At 27.7% G+C, this 24,072-nt stretch carries 20 protein-coding genes; 3 read left to right on the top strand and 17 right to left on the bottom strand.

The genetic code is table 11. The annotated features are described in order from the left end of the window. From AS160_RS03020 to AS160_RS02975, 10 genes are all read right to left on the bottom strand, one after another. Window positions 1-241 (bottom strand): sigma factor-like helix-turn-helix DNA-binding protein (locus AS160_RS03020; protein ID WP_165144712.1); only part of this gene is annotated, 241 nt, incomplete at its 3' end. 161 nt (window positions 242-402) lie between these two features. Then, on the bottom strand, window positions 403-2,598 hold the full coding sequence (oraE, locus tag AS160_RS03015) for a D-ornithine 4,5-aminomutase subunit OraE (RefSeq protein ID WP_165144709.1): 2,196 nt from the start codon (window positions 2,596-2,598) through the stop codon (window positions 403-405). Next, the gene (locus tag AS160_RS03010) at window positions 2,595-2,963 is read right to left on the bottom strand and encodes an ornithine aminomutase subunit alpha (protein WP_165144706.1); all 369 of its coding nucleotides are present in this window, start codon (window positions 2,961-2,963) and stop codon (window positions 2,595-2,597) included. Before AS160_RS03010 ends, oraE begins: the two co-directional genes overlap by 4 nt. Beyond that, window positions 2,963-4,372 (bottom strand): 2-amino-4-oxopentanoate thiolase subunit OrtB, encoded by a 1,410-nt coding sequence (ortB, locus tag AS160_RS03005; RefSeq protein WP_165144703.1) that lies wholly within the window; start codon window positions 4,370-4,372, stop codon window positions 2,963-2,965. The genes AS160_RS03010 and ortB overlap by 1 nt, the downstream gene beginning before the upstream one ends. After that, on the bottom strand, window positions 4,369-4,674 hold the full coding sequence (gene ortA, locus AS160_RS03000; protein ID WP_165144700.1) for a 2-amino-4-oxopentanoate thiolase subunit OrtA: 306 nt from the start codon (window positions 4,672-4,674) through the stop codon (window positions 4,369-4,371). Before ortA ends, ortB begins: the two co-directional genes overlap by 4 nt. 11 nt (window positions 4,675-4,685) lie before the next feature. Beyond that, window positions 4,686-5,699, bottom strand: a complete 1,014-nt coding sequence (gene ord / locus AS160_RS02995) for a 2,4-diaminopentanoate dehydrogenase (protein ID WP_165144697.1) — start codon at window positions 5,697-5,699, stop codon at window positions 4,686-4,688. A gap of 205 nt (window positions 5,700-5,904) precedes the next feature. Further along, the gene (locus AS160_RS02990) at window positions 5,905-7,296 is read right to left on the bottom strand and encodes a GGDEF domain-containing protein (RefSeq protein ID WP_165144694.1); all 1,392 of its coding nucleotides are present in this window, start codon (window positions 7,294-7,296) and stop codon (window positions 5,905-5,907) included. Between the two features lie 109 nt (window positions 7,297-7,405). Continuing rightward, window positions 7,406-8,761 (bottom strand): 8-oxoguanine deaminase, encoded by a 1,356-nt coding sequence (locus AS160_RS02985; RefSeq protein ID WP_165144718.1) that lies wholly within the window; start codon window positions 8,759-8,761, stop codon window positions 7,406-7,408. Then, on the bottom strand, window positions 8,761-10,179 hold the full coding sequence (locus AS160_RS02980) for a pyridoxal-phosphate dependent enzyme (RefSeq protein WP_165144715.1): 1,419 nt from the start codon (window positions 10,177-10,179) through the stop codon (window positions 8,761-8,763). The genes AS160_RS02985 and AS160_RS02980 overlap by 1 nt, the downstream gene beginning before the upstream one ends. Window positions 10,180-10,198: 19 nt before the next feature. Further along, window positions 10,199-12,454 carry a xanthine dehydrogenase family protein molybdopterin-binding subunit gene (locus tag AS160_RS02975; RefSeq protein ID WP_165144691.1) on the bottom strand — a complete coding sequence of 752 codons (2,256 nt, stop codon included), beginning with the start codon at window positions 12,452-12,454 and terminating at the stop codon, window positions 10,199-10,201. Between the two features lie 312 nt (window positions 12,455-12,766). Here AS160_RS02975 and AS160_RS02970 point away from each other — a divergent pair, with 312 nt between their 5' ends. Then, entirely contained in the window at window positions 12,767-14,143 is a 1,377-nt protein-coding gene (locus tag AS160_RS02970; protein ID WP_165144688.1) for an alpha-amylase family glycosyl hydrolase, read from the top strand. A gap of 36 nt (window positions 14,144-14,179) precedes the next feature. Then, window positions 14,180-14,554, top strand: coding sequence for a RidA family protein (locus tag AS160_RS02965; RefSeq protein WP_165144685.1), 375 nt, complete (start codon window positions 14,180-14,182; stop codon window positions 14,552-14,554). 19 nt (window positions 14,555-14,573) lie between these two features. Here AS160_RS02965 and AS160_RS02960 read toward each other — a convergent pair whose 3' ends face one another. The 7 genes from AS160_RS02960 to ruvB are packed head-to-tail and all read right to left on the bottom strand — an operon-like array spanning window position 14,574 to window position 22,265. Next, a complete protein-coding gene (locus AS160_RS02960; RefSeq protein WP_165144682.1) occupies window positions 14,574-15,239 on the bottom strand; it encodes a uracil-DNA glycosylase in 666 nt (221 codons plus the stop codon). Window positions 15,240-15,250: 11 nt separating this feature from the next. Then, window positions 15,251-18,691, bottom strand: coding sequence for an LptF/LptG family permease (locus AS160_RS02955; RefSeq protein ID WP_165144679.1), 3,441 nt, complete (start codon window positions 18,689-18,691; stop codon window positions 15,251-15,253). A 3-nt stretch (window positions 18,692-18,694) separates the two neighbouring features. After that, window positions 18,695-19,414, bottom strand: a complete 720-nt coding sequence (locus AS160_RS02950) for a PhoU domain-containing protein (RefSeq protein WP_165144676.1) — start codon at window positions 19,412-19,414, stop codon at window positions 18,695-18,697. Then, window positions 19,411-20,238, bottom strand: coding sequence for an NAD(+)/NADH kinase (locus AS160_RS02945; protein WP_165144673.1), 828 nt, complete (start codon window positions 20,236-20,238; stop codon window positions 19,411-19,413). The genes AS160_RS02950 and AS160_RS02945 overlap by 4 nt, the downstream gene beginning before the upstream one ends. 6 nt (window positions 20,239-20,244) lie before the next feature. Further along, window positions 20,245-20,544, bottom strand: a complete 300-nt coding sequence (locus AS160_RS02940; RefSeq protein ID WP_165144670.1) for a YggT family protein — start codon at window positions 20,542-20,544, stop codon at window positions 20,245-20,247. A 1-nt stretch (window position 20,545) separates the two neighbouring features. Beyond that, entirely contained in the window at window positions 20,546-21,238 is a 693-nt protein-coding gene (locus tag AS160_RS02935) for a YggS family pyridoxal phosphate-dependent enzyme (RefSeq protein ID WP_165144667.1), read from the bottom strand. Between the two features lies 1 nt (window position 21,239). Further along, window positions 21,240-22,265, bottom strand: a complete 1,026-nt coding sequence (gene ruvB, locus AS160_RS02930; RefSeq protein ID WP_165144664.1) for a Holliday junction branch migration DNA helicase RuvB — start codon at window positions 22,263-22,265, stop codon at window positions 21,240-21,242. Between the two features lie 430 nt (window positions 22,266-22,695). Here ruvB and AS160_RS02925 point away from each other — a divergent pair, with 430 nt between their 5' ends. Further along, on the top strand, window positions 22,696-24,066 hold the full coding sequence (locus AS160_RS02925; RefSeq protein ID WP_165144662.1) for an MATE family efflux transporter: 1,371 nt from the start codon (window positions 22,696-22,698) through the stop codon (window positions 24,064-24,066). Window positions 24,067-24,072: the final 6 nt, after the last annotated feature.

Here is a 24,072-nt window from a genome sequence, read left to right as displayed (position 1 = left end):
CTTCGCTGTTTTTATATCCTTCAAATGCTTCTTCATACTCCTTTATATACTTCCCCACTGTTTTTCTATTTATTCCCATTATTCTGCTTATTTCTCTTTGAGATTTCCCTTCTCTAAAATACATGTATATTACTCTTCTTTTTTGGTCCATACTGATCATCCTTTCTAACTCCTCTCTCTTTATTTGAGAAGAGTATATCATTTTTTCTTCCTCAGTGGACCATTTTTCAATTTTATTCATGGGGTACTTTTAGTTTACACTATACAACCAGACTTACAGAGTATGACTCAATTATCAGAAATAATGCAACTGTACAATAAAATTCTCGGAGTTTTTTCAGATATTACTGCAAAAACAAGCACAAAACAACCCCTCTACGCTGGGCATAGAGGGGTTTTATATTATCCTTCCATCTTTTCTTTTAATTTTTTAGCAATAAATGTTGCAACGTGTGCTCCTTTTGTTCCTCTTCCAAATCCTGCGTCCATTCCGTTTTCTTTTGCTAAATCATCATTTAATTGAGTACCACCAACGATTAACAATATTTTATCCCTTACACCTTTTTCTATTGCTAATTGATGTAATTTTTTCATATTTTCCACATGGACATCGTTATGGGTAACAATCATTGAAGCAAGTATCGCCTGTGCTCCATATTCAATTGCAGCATCTATCATTTTTTCTGGTGGAACACTGGTGCCAAGGTATTCATATTTAATTCCATATTTTTCTATACCGCCGTGTTTAATATCTAATATTTCCCTTATACCTACATTATGTTCATCATTACCTACTGTACCAGCTACAACCTTAACTTTATGTTTTGCGAAGAAGTCGAATAATTCATCATCTGACATAACTTCAGGTTTTTTAGGTAATACCAAATCATCTTTCTTTATTGCAAATGGAACTTTAGCTTTTAATTCAACATATGTTGCTTCTGTTGGATGAAGAACTGTTTTTGAAATTACTTGAGCATCTTCTAATCCCATTCTTTTACATATTTCAAGTGCAGCAGCTTCAGCATATTCTTCGGATTCAGGAATTGTCATATCTAGTTGTATATAACCATCATAACTCCATTCTACTTCTGGTTTAATTAAATTATTTTCCCTATATTCTCTTATTTTATCTAATCTCTTATATACATTATCTTCATCATCTAATTCATCTATGTATTGTATTTTATCTGGATTACATAATGTACATCCATCTATTAAATCACATGGCTTTTCTAAACCTTCTGGTAAATTATTATATCCAAAGTGATGACATACAGGAGCCATATAATCCTTATCTCTTGGTACAACAGTTCCTGCACCTATACCTCCATCTTTCTTTCTAACAATACCATCACCCATTCTTTCTGGGTATTCCCCATTATCTACAAACATTCCATTTTCAACAGCTTCAAAATATCCACCCATTTCAATTATTTCTTCTAACATTAAAATAGCTCTCATCTTTAATTCTCTAACTTTTTCTCTTACATTATCCCAATTTACTTGAACCATTTCCTTAATACCATCAAGAGCTATTAATGTATGTTTAGCTGTTTCAACACCTCTAATTGAGTTAATATGCCATGGAACATTTCTTCCTTCATCAGGTGTAATAGTTGATTGAATATCTGCTTTTGTTAATCTTGAAATAAGTGTATCTAATACGTGTATTCTAGTAGCATCAAATAAATCTGATTCTATATATCTTGTGTTCATTTGTGCTCTGAATTTATAATCTTTGAATAATTCTCTAATTGTTAATGCATATACAAAGTTTAATCTAAATTCTGGAGTTGGTGAAACTATTGGTGGAACTGTAGATAATGCTATATTTTCTTTTTTCATTCCAGCTTTTACTGAATATAATGAATTAATAGCATGTTGTACTAATAATTCTGGCATAACCTTCCATGCAAATTTAGCTGATGCATTAGCATTATGAGCACCATCAATTTGTAGCATGTTTGCTGATGCCATAATCTTTTTTGCTACAGCAGCATCAACAAATGATCTAATCATATTAATTCCTCTATATAACACGTTATATTGAGGATCTTGATGAGCTCCATTTACACCTTCTTCAGCAAATAATACAGCTACTTCAGGACCAGCTACACCTGAAACATAACTATGGAAATTAATAGGTCTTCCTACTTCTTCTTCTATTAAATCAAGAGCCTTTCTTGAAGCTCTTAATTGTTTTCTTGTTATAGGGATACCACCTATACCTTCTGGTGTTCCTTCAATTAAACCATCCATATGACTTTGTCCTAATGTTCTAATAACCATAATATGGTCTGCACCATGCCATGCGGCCATTCTCATTCTTCTTATATCTTCTTCAAATCTACCAGAAGCTATTTCTGATGTAATAACTTCTTGTGGTTGAGGATCTATATTTTTAAAATAATGAGCTGCAGGTAATGCAACAAAGTTTTTTAATGGTTTACTTACTTCATAATATTCAAAATCACCTATTTTTGTTCTAGGAGGTAATTTTTCTCTCCATGTCCAACCTTTTCTTTTTGGTCTGTATTTATCTAAATCCTTTAATATTTCTTCAACATTTAACTTTTTGTTTGGCTCTAATTTCATTTGTTATCGCCTCCAAATATTCTATCTACATCATCCCAGTATTTTCCTGCAATTAAATCTCTTCCTGCTTGAATGTAGTCTATATTATGTTCTTTAGCAATTTTATATACAATATTACCTGCACCTTTACCTAAAATGTGTTTTTCAAAGAATTTGTCAACTAAAGCTTTAGCTTCCATACTATTAAAACCCATTCTAAGTAAAACAGATCTTTCAACTGATGGTGAAGTATGAGTAGAAGCTAAATCAATTAGTGGATCTACAACCTTTTCTACTAAATCCCAAAAATATTTATCTAATTCTTCATCTGTCATGTTCATTAAATGTTTAGCTTTTTCTTCAAAATCAACTTTTCTTGGTTCCATTATAATACCTCCTCAATTAACTTTTTTACTTCATCTACTGAAATTCTTAAGTCTTGTGCAATGAACTCTAGTTCTTTTTCTGAAAATTCTGTTTTCCCATATCTTTTATTTAATTCTTTAATATATGATTTTCTCAACTTTTCCAATGGATATTTTATTACACCAATTTTTGATGGATGATCAGGTAATACAATATTTTTACCAGGGACATCTTCTTTTATAGGATCGCCAAATTTAATTTCAATTCCATTTTCTTTTGCAAATGTTAATTGCGCTGAAGGTAATTTTCCTGCTCCTGTATATTCAGTTTCATTAACAACGATTATTTGATCTTCATCCATTTCCATAGCTAAAGCAAAGGCCGCAGCTAATGAAGTGTTACCTGCTGGTCCTCTTTGCATTCCTTCTATATTTGCTAACATTTCAGTTATATAGAATACTTCACCTTGTGTAACTAAAACATATTCATCCATATATCTTAAAGGTCTTGCGGCATTTCTAGGTACATCTGATCTATCAGGGAATGTTGCAAATGGAATACCAAAACCTGTATGACCTGTTGTAAATGACTTTTTATTAAAATCATTATCTGATGCCATATGTAATCCATGTAGATCAACACTAGCTCCAATGATTTTTGTATTAACAGCACCGGCTTTTTTAAGTCCTCTTGCAGTTCCTGTTAAATTTCCTCCACCAGCATGAGTAATAACTACTGCATCTGGGAATTTGCCAAATTGATTCATAGATTGTTCAGCTATTTCATACCCTAATGTTTCAACACCAGCAATACCAAAAGGAGTGTATAATGAAGCATTAAAGTATTCAGTTTCTTCAAGTAAAACTAAGAAATAGTAGAATAATTCAGGTCCAACACTTAATTGAACAACTTCAGCGCCATATGCTTCACAAGCTCTGGCTTTTTCTAAAATTTCTGGTTGCCCAACACCTTTGCTATCAAAACATTCTTGCACAATAATAGATTTTAAGCCTCTTTTTGATGCTTGAGAAGCAACAGCAGCTCCATAATTTCCGCTAGTTGCAGCCATAATCCCTTTATAACCTTGGATTTTAGCCCTATATGCACTTACAGATGCTCTTCTATCCTTGAAAGAACCAGAAGGATTTGTAGCTTCATCTTTTACAAATATTCTAGCTCCTTTTCCTTTTGGAGCAATTTTTTTGATTAACTTATTTATGTTTTTTAATTCAACTAAAGGAGTATTACCAACACCGGTTTCGAGTTGAATTTTTCTTATTTCATCAATAGTATAACCAGCATCTTTCATCATTTCTTCATAATCAAAAGCTATACCTTCTATTTCATATTTTGTATAATCGACACCAACTGATTTTTTCATTATTTCATTTTTTCTAGACATTACTGCATCATAACTTAAATCTTTCATTCTTGATCACCTTCGATCATTTCTCTTAATTGTTTTCCAACATGAAGCAATTCAATTACAGGTTTTCCAAAATTATGTGTATATTCTGGATAAATCTCTTCTAATTTACCTTCAACTATTCTACCTACAGGAGTTTCTATTTTTACATTTTCTCCTATATTTGCTTCATCATTTAACAAGAAACCTTTTATACGAATTTCCAGAGGAACACGTTTTGTGTCCTCTGGAAGAAAATTTGCTCTTTGATCTGGTTTTAATCCAATAAAATATATTTGAACCCAATCTCCTTTTTTAGCGATCATTTAATCATCTCCTATAATGTTAGATCTCCAATTAATGCTCTAGGTACAGGTAAATCAGCCATAGATAATAGTCCTGATTCGGCTTCAATAACAGCTGGAATCATGTTAGTTGCGACTGCAATTGTACCTTTTCCACCAGGAATTTCTGGTTTTATAGCTAAATTTAAATTTGGATCTCCAATTATTTCAATGTAATCACCAGTATCCACATTTTCTAATTCAGGTCTTACTTGTTGAGGATGTTTTAGTTCTATAACTAATTTTCCATTCATATATGCTCTTGCAACGTGATTACAACCTGCAACCATTCCAGGTTCAACCTTTACATATTTTGTTTCTCTTAATACTTTAGAAATTATTGGTTCTCTAGTTTGTTCAATTTTATCAATATTCCATCCTAAAGCATCAGCAATCATGTATATTGATTGTTCAAAGCCTATATGTCCAACTATTTTTCCTGTTCTTAATCCTTCTTCAAACTCTTCAACTGTTGTACCTACTCCTTGAGTTTCCATAACAGTTGGTCCAAATGGAGATAAATCATTTATTCTAGCAGCTTTTATTTGTTCTACATCCAAAGCAGCTCCTGTTAATGCTAAAATTAATGTGTCTAAAACAAAGCCGGGATTAATACCTGTTCCTAAAATTGATACACCGTATCTTCTAGCAATACTATCCATCTCTTCAGCTGCTTCTGGATGTGTATAGAAAGGATATGCCATTTCTTCAGCGATGGTAATAACATTAATATGTTTTTTTGCAGCTAAAATAATTTGATCTTTTACAATATCAACAAAGGAATTAGTTGCAATAACAACTAAGTCTGGATTAGTTTCATCTAACATTTTTTCTGGAGAATCATATACTTTTAATCCTATTTCTCCAATATCTAATAATTCACCAACATCTTTTCCAACATATCTTGTATCATGTACACCTACTAATTCTAATTCATATTTAGATAAAATGTTCTTTGCAATACCACTTCCCATTGCACCAAAACCCCATAATGCTATTCTATACATAATAACGCCTCCTTAAATTGTGATATTAATAACATGTTTAATTTTATTGTTATTATTATAAACTGTAATCATATACATATTTATTTTATGAAATTTTCTTCATATAGTCAAATATGCATACTCATACATACTCAAGCATACTTGTAGTTATTGTGATTAATAGCTGATAATCAATAAAAATCAACATATATAACAAAAATGAGGCTTATTTAGCCTCATTTTTGTTATATAATTTCATATTGTACATTTCTTTATCAACTTTTTTTAAGTTTTTTTCTAACGATAGCTGTTTATCTAATTCAATAAGTCCATATGAGATATAAATAGGATATTTGTTATTTTTTAATTGTTTTTTTATTCTATCCATAATAATTTTAGAATTTTCTATTTCCGTATTTGGGAAAATAATTATAAATTCATCTCCACCATATCTAGCAAAAATATCGGATTTTCTAATAATTTTATTTACTGTTTCTGTAAATAATATTAAGATCATATCCCCATAATCATGTCCAAAATTATCATTAATTTGTTTAAAGTTATCTATATCAATGAATGCTAAAATAAAGTTTTCATTATATCGCTTCATTTTTTCATATGACATTTTTAAATATTCGTTTAAAAAAGTTCTATTATATACTTTGGTTAATGGATCTTTTATAGATAATTCATAATATTTCTCTTTCTCTTTATGAAGCTGTAAATATAAGTTATGAAAAGCTATAATTGATTGAATCATATAAGTTATTTCATCTAATAATGTTAATTCCAATTTTGTAAATGAGTTTGATTTTGGTCTTTCATATAATATTGCTCCATATGAATTGCCATTATAATCTTTTAAAGGTACTCCATATACGCTATATGGTTTAGGATTATTTAAATGTATAATTTTATATCCATCTGGTAATTGAAAATCTAAAGAATCATATATATATATTTTTCTGTTATTATCTATTATATATGAAAGTAAAGATTTATTTTTTCTAGAAAAATATCTTCTTGTAATATCTATATTATCAATAATTCCATATTCGATATATATATCATCATTTTTTATAGTAGCTATAGCTATTTCATTGATTATATTATGCTCTTTTAATATATTAAAAATTTTTTCATATATATTCTCTGCATTAAAATTTGAACTTGATAAAGATTTGAAACTTAATTCACTAATTTTTTTTAAAATATTTAAATAATTAGAATAAATAAATTTAATATCTTGTGAGACATCATATAATGATATTAAATAAAATTTATTTTTCTCATGTATTAATCCTTCAAAGTTTATTTCTATATACTTATTATTAATCTTTTTTACGTCTTTAAAAGAAAGATTGTTATTTGAAAAATGGAATAAATTTATATAATCAATGAGATTTTTTATATTAATTAAATTAGGATTTTTCTTCAAATAATCATTATAATTATTAAATAAATCAATAATGTCATAACCATCTATTTCTAATATTTTAGAAATAGATTTAAATGAATTATTTATATATTCAATTTCCCCATTACAAAGAATTAATAAGCCTATATTTTCATTCTCAAAATAATTTTTGAATAAATTATTTAGTATTTTTTGTTTCATAATTCCCCCTGAAAAATTAATTCCATTTTATTTTATACTTTTAATGTTGCTATTTTATTAAAAATATTAAAAAATGCGATTGTCAATGACAATCGCAAGAAAAAATCTATTAAATACTGTTTATAACCCGTTTGGAAATTTCATTATGTTTTTCAATTAATTTAGGTAAATCATCGTCTAATATTTCTCCGTCTTTAACTCTAATTTCTCCGTTTATTACATTTAAATCAACCTGTTTACCATCACACATTAAAACTGCTCCAAGTGGATCATCAAGTCCTCCGGCAAATTCTAATCTATTTAAATTAAATCCTATAAAATCAGCAGCTTTTCCTATTTCTATACTTCCTATATAATCATCCATTCTTAAAACTCTAGCACCACCCATAGTTCCCATTCTTAATGCTTCTTTTACCGTTAGAGCATCTGCTCCATATTTAACTCTTTGAAGCAATAATGCATTTCTAATTTCGGCAATCATATTATTTGTATCATTACTTGCACTACCGTCTACAGCAATACCAATTCTTATTTTATCTTTCATCTTTGTTACAGGTGCTATACCAGAGCCTAATCTCATATTTGAAGATGGGCAATGAGCCATACCGACATCATTTTTAGCTAATTTTTCAATATCTGAATCACTTAACCATACAAGATGTGCAAACCAAGCTCTTGGATTTAGCCATCCTAATTCTTCCATATAGTCTACAGGTTTTTTTCCAAACTTTTCTAAGCAATATTCATCTTCATCTAGAGTTTCAGCAACATGTGTGTGCATTAAAACATCATATTCTTCGGCAATTTTTACAGTTTCTTTCATAAGATCAGGAGTTACAGAAAATGGAGAACATGGTGCTAATGCAATTCTTAACATTGAATACTTTTCTGGATTATGATATTTTTCTATTACTCTAATGCTTTCTTTGATGATTTCTTTTTCTGTTTGAACTACACTATCTGGAGGTAATCCACCGTCTTTTTTGCTCATGGACATGCTGCCACGCGTTGGGTGGAATCTAATACCAGCCCTTATTGCTCCTTCTATTTCTGCATCTATTGCTTCATTTAGACCATATGGATATAAATATAAATGGTCTGTTGTCGTTGTGACTCCTGTTTTCATCATTTCGTAATTTGCAATAATTGAACTAATATAAAAACCTTCTCTGTCTATAAATTTCCAGCGTTCATATAAAAATACTAACCAATCAAATAATTTAGCATTTTGTGCCCCTTTAACATTTCTTGTTAGGGATTGATATAAATGGTGATGTGTATTTACAAATCCTGGCATTATTAGCATATCTTTACAATCTATTATTTCATCAACTTCAAAATCAGGATTTCCTGTTCCAATATCTTTTATTACATTATCTTCAATATATATATACGCATTTTCAAGTTCATTATCTTTAGAATCAAATGTAGCTAGATAAGATATATTTTTGAATAATTTTCTTATCATTTATCGAACCACACCTTTCTTAACTCTTCTATGTGTTCATTTCTATATTCTTCTAATAATTTATTTGTTTCATGTACTTTTTCTTGTTGTTTAATCCAATATGATTGATCTTTTTGAGCATCTAATTCTTCAACTGTTTTACCTTGTTGTTCAACCCAAGTGTAATATTTTAAATTATGCCATCTTTCTCTGTTATATTTATCGCCTTCAAAAATTCCTGATGCTTCTTGGTATAGGAATATTCTTTCAACTCTTGATTTAGCTTCTGCTCTATCTAATTTTCCATATGTTTCTGCCATTTGTTTCATAACAGAGTGGTATCTATCTATATTATCTGTAGCCACAACAAAAATATTTTCGTCATCTTTAAAATTATAGAATTTAGCAATTTTAATTGCGCCAATTACATTTGCAATTCCAGAAATACCGAATTTATCAGAAATATAATCTACAATATCGGGGTTAATGAATTCTTTTAAGAATTTTTTACCTTCTTCTTCATATAATACTTGAAGCATTTTTTTACTATCCACATCATCAACTAATACAACAGCATCATTATTCATAACATTGTGAATCCAAGTTACGTGTTTATCTCCTATACCTTGAATATCATGTCCTCCATATCCATTTAAAGCAATTGTTGGACATTGAACGGGTTCCATAGCTACTATTTTTGTTTCAGGAAATTCCTGTTTAACTCTATCGCCACTAGCAATAGTACCTGCAGAACCAACGCCTAATACTATAGCAGCTACTCTTTCATTACCAATGTGGTATCTTCTAACGGTTTCTATCATTGTATTTCCTGTAACATAATAATGGAATCTATAATTAGCAAATTCTTCAAATTGATTTAGAACTCTTATATGTTCAGGATCATTTCTCTTTAATTCATTACACTTATCATATATTTCCTTAACATTAGATTCACAACCAGGTGTAGGTATAACATCAGAACCATATTTTCTAATAATATCAAATCTTTCTTGACTCATTTCTTCTGGTAATATTACTAAAGAATCATAATTCATTCTCGAGCTAACAAAAGCTCCCCCTATACCATAATTTCCAGTTGATGGCCAAACTAATTTGTGTTTTTCAGGATCTACTTCATGTCTTATTGTTTTTTCCATTAATACAGAATATGTTGCACCTACTTTGTGACTTCCTGATGGGAAATCTTTTGCATATAATACAATTATATTTGCATTTACACCTGTTAATTCTTTTGGTAAAACAAAATGTCTGATTTCATTATTTTCGTCCTTCCAAGATATATTAAATAAATTGATAGGATGTAAAGGATCTTTCTTTTTCATTTCAATAGCTCTTTGTCTAATTTCTGGATCAATTTTTTCTGGATGTAACATTTCTTCAAATGTTGGTCCTACTATAGGTATTTTTTTCACTATATTACCCCCCTAAATAGATTTATATAATATCTTCCATGGATATTGGAATTTTTGTTATTCTTTTTTTGGTAGCATTTGAAACTGCATTTGCTATTGATGGAGGAGCACTCATTAACGATGGTTCTCCTATTCCCTTTGCGCCAAATGGACCATATGGAAATTCCTCTTCAACTATATCTGGAATAATTTCAGGTATATCTTTAATAGTTGGAATTACATAATTATTAAAGTTATCTGTAATAATCTTTCCGTCTTTTTGTTTTATTTCTTCCATAATAGCGTGTCCCATTCCTTGAACAGCTCCACCTTGAATTTGCCCTATTACACCATCATAATTTATTGCTTTACCTATATCATGAGATATCCACATTTTTTTCACATCAATCTTGCCTGTATATTTATCAATTTCGACTAGAGATAATTGGGTGGAATATGTATAAGTAACATAAGCTTCACCAACACCGTTTTCCATATCGAAGTTTAATTTTGGTGATTTGAACCATCCTGATTCATGCAATTTTACATTAGCATCATTACACATTTTTGCTATTTCATCAAAAGTATATTCCTTATCTTTTATTTTATATGCTCCTAAATTTATTTTTATATCTTCTGGTTCAACTTTAAACTTATCACATAAGAATTCCATAATATTTTTCTTAATTTTTTCAGCTGCATCTTTAGCAGCATTGCCGCTAAACACTGTAGTTCTAGATGCTACTGTTGGACCACTATCTTGCACGATAAAAGTATCTGTTTGTAATACGTTTATTTTTTCAAGTTTTTGACCTAAAATTTCTGAAACTATCATAGATATAGCTGTTTTTGAGCCTTGGCCAATTTCAGTGCCTCCAAACATAACATTTATTGTTCCATCAGGAAATACATGAACCTCTGAGTTTGATGCATCTAAATGCTGTCCTCCGGCTCCTAAGCTTACGCCATATATAATGTGAGACCATCCTAATCCTCTTTTTTTAATATTATTTGTGTTATTAAACTCTTCTATTTCTTTTTTTAATTGATCATAATTAGATAATTTTTTAACATTTTCTAATGTTTTTTTTGCACCAACAGAAAATTCGAGCTTGTGACCAGTAGCAGTTTCTGCTCCAATTTCTAATGCGTTTTTATATCTTATATCCCAAGGATCAATACCAAGCTTTTCAGCAGCTTCATCTACTATAGATTCTATTGCAAATAATACTTGTGGAGATCCAAATCCTCTAAATGCACCACAAGGAACTTTATTTGTATAAACACCATATACATCAACATATACATTAGGAATCTTATATGCTCCTGCTGAATGAGTTAAAGTTCTATACATAACAATAGGTGATAATGTTGAATAAGCCCCCATATCTAAATAAGTTTTGCTTTGTAATCCAATAATAGTACCGTCTTTTTTAAAGGCTACCTTGTAATATGATTTTGAAGGATGCCTTTTACTTGTTTCTTTTATATCATCTTCTCTATCATATATTAATTTAACAGGCCTTTTTGTTAAATAAGATAATATAGCAGCTTTTGATGCAATATACGAAGGAACATCTTCTTTTCCTCCAAACCCTCCACCAGTTTCCATTTGTATTACATCTACCTTATTAAAGGGTATATTTAATATTTCTGAAACGTCTTCTTGAACATAAAATGGACATTGCATTGAACCATAGATCTTCATTATTTCCCCATCGTAATATGCAATAGCGCCTTGAGTTTCTAAATAAGCTTGTTCTTGATAATCAGTTTTGAATTCTCTTTCGATTATTAAATCTGCATTTTCAAATGCTTCATCCACTTTACCTCTTCTTATCTTTTTATGAAAAGCAATATTAGTGTCTGGATTATTAACTTTTATTTCATCTTTTATAGCTTCATCTATTGTTAAAACTGCAGGTAATTCTTCGACTTCAAACTTTACTTTTTTTATGGATTCTTCAACAGCTTCTTTGGTTTCGCCTGCAATTACTGCAATAGCATCATGTTCAAAACGTATTTTTTCTCCAATTGGTATCAAAAACCACATATCTTTAGTTAATACACCGAATTTGTTTGTTCCAGGAACATCTTTATATGTAGCAATTTTAACTATTCCCGGTATTTTTTCTGCTTCAGATGTATCAATGCTTTTTAATATACCATGAGCAATATTGGAATATACTACACCAGCATACAACATTCTATCTAAATATAGGTCAGGAGTATATTTGGATTCTCCATATGCTTTCTCCTTTGCTTCAACTCTTTTAGTTTTTTTACCTATTATTTTCATTCTATCCCCCCATAAATATTTAAAATTTTCAATAATAAAATATTTAATTAAATTAAATTCTATTTTAAATTTTACCTTATTTTCTCATTTTTTTAATAATCAGTTTTAAAAAGATATTTATCCTTTTTTCTTAATAAATATGATTAATTAAGTACAAACATATTTAATCGATAATATATGATGTATTTTTAATAAATAGTTTATGTAAAATATTACTATTTAATTGTTATTATAACTATTTAAATTTTATTATTGCAAAAAATCTCTTTTTTTGGTAGAATATGTATTGATAATAATAGAAAGAGGTGGGTTATGGAAGCTAAGATAGGATATCAAATTTTTCCAGATAGATTTTTTTCATATTATAATAGGGGAAATACACCTTGGGATATGCCGATAGTTAAGGATTTTAATTCTGGAAAAAGATTATACGGAGGAGATTTAAAAGGAATTGAAGAAAAAATTTACTATTTAAAAAAATTAAATATTGATTTTATTTATTTAACTCCAATCTTTAAAGCAAATAGTAATCATAGATATGATGCTAAAGATTTTTTTGAAATAGATCCAGTTTTGGGAGATGCTAAGGATTTAAAATCATTAATTAATAAATTGCATGAAAATAAAATTGAATTGTGCTTAGATATTGCTTTAAATCATATGAGTAATGAAAGTGATTGGTTTAAAAAAGCTTTAAATGGCGAAAAAGAAAAAGCTTTTTTTAGATATGAAAATAATGATTTTACATATTGGAGAGATCATAGATCATTGGTTGAATTAAATTTAGAAAATGAAGAGTTGCAAAAAATATTGTGGAAAGATGAAAATTCAGTAATAAAAAAATGGACAAAACTAGGGGTGGATCATTGGAGACTTGATTGTGCATATGATTTAGGATTTGAAATATTAGAAGATATTGTAAAAAATATTAAATCATTAGGAGAAAATCACGAAATTATAGGAGAAGTGTGGGCATATCCAAAAGATTGGATTAAAATAATGGATGGTATCATGAATTATTATTATACTATAATAATTATTAATCTCTTAAATAATAAGCTTAAGGGAAGAACAGCTTCAGATATACTTAAAAAAACAATATATGATAGTGGCTTGAAAATTTTAAAATCATGGAATATGTTATCTTCACATGACTCTGCACGTATAAAAAATATATTTGGAGATAAATGGAAATTAGCCGTTGCAATGCAATTCACTCTACCAGGTAGTCCTATGATATATTATGGTGAAGAAATTGGAATGGAAGGGGAACATGATCCATTTTGTAGAGGAGTTATGGAATGGGATAACGTTAATGAAAATAACGAAACATTAAAATTTTATTTGAAATTAATAGATTTATTTAATAATTCTATATCACTTAAAAAAGGTAAATATTATGAGGTTATATCAAATGATGATGAAATTTTAGCATATTATAGGAAGTATAGTAGCATTAGAGACGGTAAATTAATAGTTATTAATCCAACAAGTCAAGAAAAAGAGATTCAATTGTATTTTGAAGAATCATGGTTACTTGATGCAATGCATTTATTTGATCATTTTAGCGATAATGAACTATATATTGAAATGGGAAGTGTAAAAGGAAAAATTCCTCCAAATTCTTTTGGTATTTTTCATATGAAAGAAAAAGAATATAAAACATATTCGGCATATAAAAGATTATGATATAATTAATTGAGATAATAAAAAGGGGGAATTAAAATGGAATTATTAAATCCTAAAAATGCACCAAAAGCAGTAGGTCCATATTCTATTGCTGTAAAAAGTAACGGTTTTATATTTATTTCAGGGCAACTACCAATTATTCCTGAAACAGGCGAGTTTATAAAAGGAGATATAAAAAAAGCTACAGAGGTAATTTTGAATAATATTAAAAATATTCTTGAAGAATCTGGGAGTAGTATTGATAAAATAGTAAAAGTAAATGCTTATTTAACAGATTTATCAAAGTTTTCAGAATTTAATGAGGTATATGGAAAAATATTTGGTGAACATAAACCAGCTAGAGCAGCTATACAAGTTGCAGCTTTACCTAAAGATGCTGATATTGAAATAGAAGCAATTGCTGAGGCGTAAAAATAGCTCCGATTTGGAGCTATTTTTTTATTTTATTTTCAGCTGCTATAATACCTTTTTCAGTTGTTTCAATTAATTTTTTTAAATCAATATTTGGATTAGAGATTAATTGTTTATACATATAACCAATTGCTTGCATATCTAATTTTGCATAAAATAAAGGAGAACCTTCTGTATCGCTTCTATTTCTTAAAAGGTAACTTGGATGAAAAGTTGGAAATATATACATTCCACCATACCACTCTTTAAACCTTCCTCTGTGTTTTGTAATAGGAACTACTTGTTTTAAGAAAAAATTTAAAGCAGTTGAACCAAGAGCAACAATTATTTTTGGTTTTATAACAGTAATTTGACCTAATAAAAAATGGCTACATTTTTCCATTTCTTCTGCTGTAGGGACTCTATTTTTAGGAGGTCTGCATTTTACAACATTAGTAATATAAAAATTTTCTCTTTCAATTTTAGCAACATCTTTTAGTAGTTTATCTAATAAATTTCCAGCTCTGCCGACAAAAGGTCTTCCTTCTAAATCTTCATTAGCACCGGGACCTTCTCCAACAAGCATTATTGGAGAATTAGTATTACCTTCTCCAATAACAACATTATTTCTTGATAAACTTAATGAACATCTATCACATCTCTTAATTTTATTACCTATTAACTCTAAATCTTCAATTTTAGACATATTTTACCTCCTTAGAAAATACTTATATCTATACCCTTTTCTTCTGTATAACCAAATGATTTTTCTGGTATATCAGTAATAAAAAACTTTAATTCAAAACTTTTTAAAGAAAATTTTGGTAACAATTTAACATCCCCTTTAAAATAAAAAGACCAACATATTATTTGTTTATTTAATTCAAATTGAGTAAAGTTCCAGACATTATTTTTTATATCATAAATAAATGAAACTCTTGCCCAATCATATTTTGGAGAAGTATCATAACCAATACCTGTTTTTAAATATTCATTTTCTATATCATAGTCTAAATTTAAAGTTAATGATTGTTTTGAACCTGATGATCTATATTTTAAATCATAGTGAATGTTTTTGTATTCATTAAATAAGTTTAAATTTCCTTCGTATTCCCCATTATTTTTATCATAAATTGTATATTTTGTTTTTATTTCAGGAATTGTTTCTTTGAAAGTTTCTTTTTTTAAATAATAATCATAATTTATTTCTATTTTATTCTTTTTAAAAGTTATTTCATCACTATTATTGATAACATATATTGGTAAATCACTATTATTGTGATCAAAATCAAACTTATAATTATGTTTTATAAAATCATATTTTATGTATCCGTTAAAATTTGTTTTTACAAATTCAAATGTATCCTTTTTTAAGTCAGTTTTAGTATTGTTTTCTAAATATATTTTTGAATAATTAAAAATATATTTAGATGTAAAAAAATGTCCAATGAACTTTTCATCTTTCATAAAATCAAAAGATCTATTATATCTTAAATCTATACTATTTTTTGATTTTAGAATATTAAAATCAAAAAATACACCAGCAAAATCAGTTAGTTTATTTGTATGAGTAGCCGGATTTGAGACCCAAGCTGGTTCGTTTACCAATACTCTATAATATTGATAATCAGAAACACCGTATTGAAAAACAGATAATGTAGTTCTAAAATTAGCTTTTGTTCCATATGCATAATAATTATATATGTTATTAGGATAATTATTTCTAAAAGCAAACTTTAGTTCAGGGGTTACAGTTGTATCAATAGAGAATATATTATTTTTATACTTTAAAGGATTATATTTATCTGAAATATCATTTTTTATGTATAAATTATAGTTTTGAAAATCATTGTTTTCATATAATCCTGAATAACTTATTTTAATTATATTTTTCTTATCGCCATTAAAAATATTAGAATCAAAAGATGTAGAAATATTAATTTTTTTGTTTTCCCACGAATTAGAAATCTTTGTGGCAGGGCCTGTTATACTTATTTTTGTTGAATTAAGTTTCAAAAATGTTTTTTTATATTTTTTTGTTAAAGAAGGTGTTGTAAGATTTAAAAAATTTACAGATAATAAACTTCTATCTTTCCAAGAAAAAGATGAAGATATAGAGAAATTTCCTAAATCAGTTTTTACATTATTGAATTTTATAGATAAAGAATCAGTATTTGATGAAAAATTATGAGATATTGAAGATGAAAAATCTAAATTATTCAATTTATTTGATAATGTAAAATTTAAATTGTTAATATTATTATCTTTAATACTATTAGATAAAGCTAAAGTACCTAATATAAAGGGTATAGAATAAGTATAATTAATTGTTTGTGAAAGAATATCTTTTTTTACATTTCTAACATATTCTTGAGAAAAAGATAGTTTTGAATTATTTGGAAATGTGTGATTAATTTTTATTGAAATAGTTACAGCATCCTCTTTAAAAGCAAAAGCGGCAATAAATGGTGCTTCTTTTTCACCAGATAAACTTTGAAAATAAAATGGGAAGTAAAAAACAGGTATACCAAAAAATTCTAAAGTAACATCTCTTGCAACTAAAAACTCTTCTGGATAAATAGTTACATGCGAAGCTTTGAAATAATATGTTATACATTCTTTACATGTAGTCATTTTAACTCTTTCGGAAAACACAACATCTTCATTAGTTTTCTTTTCTGATAAATCAGACCATACTCGAACCTTAACATCCCTTTTATCTTTGTTTTTAAATGATTCAATAGAATATGTATTATTTAATACAACATCTTTACTTTCAAAGTTTATTTCCATAGAAGATGCTTCAATTGATCTATTATTAAAAATATATGTAACATTTCCAGATAAATTAGCTTTTATAATTTTATTATTATCATCTAAAATACCAAATCCTTTTTCTGCTTTTATTACAGAGTCCTTATAATTAATGGTAGTGCTTCCTTCAAAGGTTAATTTGGTACCATCAATACTAATATTTGGAGAATCAATGTATACTTTTTCAGAAAAACCTTGAGAACTAAAAATAATTAATATAACAATAACGCTTAATACTCTTTTTAATGGTTCAATTAATTTGTAAGCAGCTCTTGTATCTAGTAAAATAAATAGTATTATACCAATTAAACTAAAAATAATGTTAGGAATCCAAGGTGCTAAATATGGATTTAATATTTTTTCTTTTCCTAGAGCGCTAAGCCATGCACCTGATCCTTGGTATAATACCACTAATACAAATGTAGATATAACACTCCAAGATTTACTTCTAAGATTTATAAATAGCGATAATGCAACACCAAGTAATGAAATAACTATTGGAGCTACAGAGTTAGAAAATTTTTCTTGATAACCAACGATTAGAGCCGATGCATCTCCTCCAAGATTTTGAGTTATTTCTATCTTATGTTTTAATTCTCTTGTTGTCATATCATTTGGGCTTTTTGAAAAACGCAAATATTCTTCAACATCTTTAGAAATATCTAATTTTAGTTTTTTGAAGGTGATATCCAACTTTAATAGCCCATCATCAGATAATCTATATATTCTTCCGTCTTCCATAAACCATGTATCTTTTTCTTTAAAGGCTTTTTCTGCATGGAATACAGTAGTTTTTGAATAATCAATGTCATATAATAATATTCCATATAACATGCCAGAATCTTTATCTATTTTTCTAACATACAGATATTTTTTATCCTTTTCAACTTCTACAAATTTATTCATTTCAATATTAGCCTCAGCATTTTTGTATACGTATTTAGAAATAGCTTCTTTTGCTTTCATATTTGCTTTTGGTACAATAGTATCATATAATGAAAAGGTTATTAAAGATAAAATCATGGACAAAAATAAAAAAGGAATAATTATTCTTTTTGATGGTATTCCTAAAGATTGTAATGCAATTATTTCATTATCATTAGACAATCTCGATAAAACCCAGAATATAGAAAAAAGTATTCCAACTGGAATACCCATTACTAAGAAATAAGGTATATGATATGAAATTAAAATAAAAAGTTTATCTATCCCTACCTTGTTACGAACTATTATATCAGATAATTGATATAGTAACTCCACACTAACAAATACAATAAATCCAACTAATCCCATTAAAAATGGAGATATAAACTCTTTTGATATATATTTTAACAACTTTATCATTAGTTATTCCTCCATAGAATAAAAAATTTCAAATCCATCTCTAGTACATTTATACCTATCCCCAGTAATTATATATATTGAATATTCAGAAATATTTGTAGTTAGATCTGCGAATTTTTCTATATTAGAAAGAATTTCGATATTAGCCATTATAGATCTAAAATTATCTTTTGAGGCTTTTAACATTAAATTTCTTTTAAATGCTTTATATAAATTGTCTATTTCAGAATCTGTTTTACATATCCATTTTGCTATATCAATTAATTCCGTTTCAGAATAAGTATTATCAATAATTAATGAGAATAATTTTAAAGCTTCTCCTAACATATTTTGAGAAATTTCAAATAAATCTTCGAATTGGTAAGGATTAATAGAATTTGGATAAGAAAGAAGATCTATATTATTTTTTGCCATCGTTTCACACATATCAGCCATGCTTTCTAAAACACCGATGATTTTATTTCCTAAAAAAACTAATTTAAAAGATTCTCCATATAAATTATTAATAGCTAATATTTCCATAGCTTTAAATTCTAATCTTGATTCAATAAAGTCAACTCTTATATCTTGTTGAATAATTTCTTTTGAAAGATTAACATTTTTTTCAAAAAAAGCATCTTTAAACTTTAAAAACATGCCTTGTACAAGGCGCCCCATTTTTAATATTTCATTATGGTATGATAATACTATTTTCTTGGTTTCTTCAGGTAATAAATCTATCATATAATTCTCCTTCCAAAACCTAATTTATTGTTCAATACCTTATAAAATGAATAATCATTTTTTTGGGCTAATGTAACCTTTTTATCTGAAGAGGTTACTACAACAGCCATTCCAGCCTCAATTCTATGAACAATATCTCCATCCACGGTGACATATGCATTTCCAGCGTCTATGTGATTTATAATAATTTCAATATAATTATCTGGCGAAACAATAAGAGGCCTTATATTTAATGAATGAGAAGCCAAAGGGTTTATAGATATTAAATTTAAAGCAGGATCAATAATTGGTCCTCCCATAGATAAGGCATATCCAGTAGAACCTGTTGGAGTAGATAAAATTACACCATCTCCAGAAAAATTTAATATACTTTCACCTTTAATCAAAATTTCTAAATCCACCGTTCCAATTGGTTGGCTTTTTTGAACTGTAATATCATTTAAAGAAATTAGCTTTTTGCCACCAACATAACATTCTAATAAAAATCTATCTGAATAATGAAGATTATTAGAAGATATATCAATAGCAGCTTGTTCAATTTCTGTACTATCATATGCTGTTAAAAATCCCAATGTACCTAAATTAATGCCAATTATAGGAACCGAATTTTCTGCGGATAATTCAGCTACTCTTAATACAGTGCCGTCGCCACCTAAAACAATAAAAATATCTGCTTCATTATACAATGAATTATCAGCTAATGCCGAACCAGCAGGCATTATTTTTAATATTTCAATTCCGTTTTTTTGGAAAATATCAATAAATTGATTTTCTATATCTTCTTTTTTAGCTTTTATGGGATTAAAAAATAAAATGGTTTTCAAAATTAATCACCTCAATATTCTAGCTAAATCAAATAGCGTTGTAACTAAAAAATTATCTAATAAAATTAATAATAAAATAGCAACAAATGGTGTAAAGTCAAACATACCAAAAGTTAGATTAAAATATCTTCTTATAGGTCTTTCTACTATTTCCGCTACAGAATCAAAGAAATGCCTTATAGGATGATGATAATTAAAAGAAATAAAGCTAAAAATTGCAGATATAATAATTGATATTTCAAAAAAATTAATAACAATTCTTAAAACAACAGCTAATGAATAAAACAAATTTGCTAGTATAAACAATTTATTCACCCTCCTTATAATATCTTTTTCCAAAAATACTAGAACCAATTCTTAACATAGTAGAACCAGATTCAATTGCTATATGATAATCATTACTCATACCCATAGAAAGTTCTTTTAAATTAGGGTAATATTTGCTATATTCATCTCTTAAGTTTTTAAGTTTTATAAATACATTTTTTATTATATCTTCATTATCTGTATATGGGGCCATTGTCATAAGTCCAACTACTTCTATATTTTCAAAATTCATGGAAAAATCTAATAAATTTTTTAAATCTTTTTCAGTAATACCACCTTTAGTTTCTTCGCCAGATACATTTAATTCGATTAATATCTTTTGTGTCTTATTATATTTTTTTGCTATTCTATCTATTTCTTGTATTTCTTTTTCCCTATATACAGAATGAATATATTTAGCAACTGGTACAATATATTTAATCTTATTTGTTTGTATTCTACCTATAAAATGCCAATTGATATCTAAATCTTTTAATTCCTGAGCTTTAATTCTTAATTCCTGAGCTTTATTTTCGGCAAAATCTCTGATTCCATAATTATATACTTCTTTTATATATTCAATAGGGAACGTTTTTGATACAGCTATTAATAATATATTATTTCTATTATATTTTTCTGCATAAAACTTTATTTTACTTTGGATTTCAGAAAGATTTTTTTTAATAAAATCCATATTAATTCCCCCATAATGAATATAATTTTTTATTATCTTCTTTTGAAATACCTAGATGCTTTAATGCTTTTTCTGTAATCATTCTTCCTCTATGAGTTCTAACTAAAAACCCCTTTTGTAGCAAATATGGTTCATATACTTCGCTTATACTATCAGCTTCTATGCCTAAAGAAGCAGCTAAAGCTTTTAGACCAACAGGACCACCATTATAATAATCTATAATAGTTTTTAATATTCTTCTATCCATTTCATCTAAACCCTCATGATCAATTTCTAATAATGTCATAGTTTTTTCTGCAGAATCAATATCTATAATTCCTTCATTATTTATTTGAGCATAATCTCTTACTCTTTTTAGTAATCTATTTGCAATTCTAGGTGTTCCTCTTGAACGTTCTGCTACTAATAATGCAGCATCATCTGTAATTTCAACATTTAGTAATTTAGCACTTCTTGTAATAATTTCTTTCAATTCATGAGGAGGATAAAAATTCATTTCCATAATAATTCCAAATCTGCTTCTTAATGGTGCGGCAATTAATCCTGTTCTAGTTGTAGCACCTATTAATGTGAAATGATTTAAGTCAATTCTAATTGATCTTGCACCAGGTCCTTTTCCAATTACTATATCTAATTGAAAATCTTCCATAGCAGAATATAATATTTCTTCAACTGATCGATTTATTCTATGAATTTCGTCTATAAAAAGTACATCACCATTTTGCAAATTAGTTAAAATAGCAGCCAGGTCTCCAGCTCTTTCAAGGACAGGCCCGCTAGTAATTTGAATATTTGCCCCCATTTCATTAGCAATTACATTTGCAAGTGTGGTTTTTCCTAATCCTGGAGGACCTGCTAATAAAATATGATCAAGCGGCTCATTTCTTTTTTTAGCCGCATCAATAGTAATTTTTAACTTTTCTTTTACTTTTTCTTGACCGATATATTCATTTAAATATTGTGGTCTTAAATTAATTATTGTGCTTTCTTCGACTTTTTCGTTAGGGTCTAATATTCTATCGTCCATATGATACCTCCATTCTAGTTATATATTATAACATATAATTATTAGGTAATTATTAAATGTCAAAAAATTTAAAGTTTAAAAATAAACAATTATTGATGTATAATAATTATAATTGGTGGAAAAATGGTCAAGAGAAATAGATTAAGAAAAATATAAATACAATGATTTATTTTGATGTTAAATAGATATAGTATAATGAGTAGTTATAAATAATTATAAAGCATATATATTATGTGAACCTTTTGAATTAGATAAAAGAAAACAGAATTTAATAAACATTAAAAAATATAAATTTTAAACAAAATTGTTAAATAATACAAAAATGTTGTAAATAATATAAACATAGATTGATTTAATCAATACTTATTTAGTATATACAAAGCAGTAATTGATTTTAAAATTGAAGATATTGAAATAAAGGAGGAAGTTTATGGCAAATGATACAAAGGGGACATTATTATTAAAAGGTGATCCCAAAATAGCAATTAGAAAATTATCTCTGCCAATGATTTTAGCTATGCTAGTACAAACAATGTATAATTTAGTAGATGGCATATGGGTAGCTGGGTTAGGATCAAACTCATTAGCAGCTATTGGATTATTTTTTCCAATATTTATGATAATAATAGCCTTAGCAGCTGGGCTTGGAGTTGGTGCAAGTTCGGAAATTTCTAGAAAAATTGGAGAGAAAAATAAAGCAGGTGCCGATACAGCTGCAATAATTTCAATATTATTAGCCATAGGGTTAGGGTTAATTACCGCTATAATATTATTCTTTTCAATAAAATCGATACTACAATCTATAGGTTCAGGCGGAGAAACTCTTCAATTAACTTTGGATTATGCGTATATATTAATAATCTTTTCGCCATTATTGATGTTTAATAATACTGCTAATGGTATATTAAGAGGTGAAGGCGACGCTAAAAAAGCTATGTATGCTATAGCAGTTGGATCATTGTTAAATATAGCTTTAGACCCTTTATTTATATATGGATTTAAACTTGGAATTAAAGGTGCGGCATATGCAACTGTTATTTCTTTTAGTATATCATCAATTTTAATTATTTATTGGATGTTTATCAAAAGAAACACTTACTTAACTATTACTTTTAAGGATTATAAGTATGATTCAAAAATATTAAAAAATATATTAAAAGTAGGAATTCCTGCATCTTTAGCTCAAGTTTCTATGTCAATAGCTATTTTTGTTTTAAATGTTTTTGCTGTGAAAGCAGGAGGGGACATAGGTGTTGCTGTTTTTACTAGTGGTTGGAGAATTATTAATTTTGGAACTGTTCCGTTGATAGGTATAGCTACAGCAGTTACAACTGTAACAGGTGCAGCATATGGTCAAAAAAACGGAGAAAAGTTATCCACAGCACATTTATATGCGATTAAATTTGGTTTAACAATAAGTTTTTTTGTAATGTTTTCTATTTTTATTTTTGCACCACAAATTGCTAAAATATTTACATATTCAAAAGATGGATACGTTATTTATGATGATTTAGTTACAGCATTAAAAGTAATGAGTTTATTTTTACCAGGTGTTCCTTTTGGAATGTTCACATCTTCGATGTTTCAAGGCATTGGTCATGGGATAAAAAGTTTAATTGTATCAATAAACAGAACAATAATAATGCAAATATTATTCTCTTGGTTATATATTTTTATATTTAATATAGGACTTCCGGGTGTTTGGTGGGGGATTGTAACAGGAAATGCCGTTTCTGCTGTTATTACTTTTATTTGGGGAAGAATGACTATTAAAAAATTAAGAAAAATTGAAGGAATATAATAATAT

Source organism: Marinitoga sp. 38H-ov, from assembly GCF_011057715.1.
Lineage (GTDB): Bacteria > Thermotogota > Thermotogae > Petrotogales > Petrotogaceae > Marinitoga.
The sequence above is the reverse complement of the archived record's forward strand: the minus strand, read 5'-3'. Positions and strand labels throughout refer to the sequence as shown.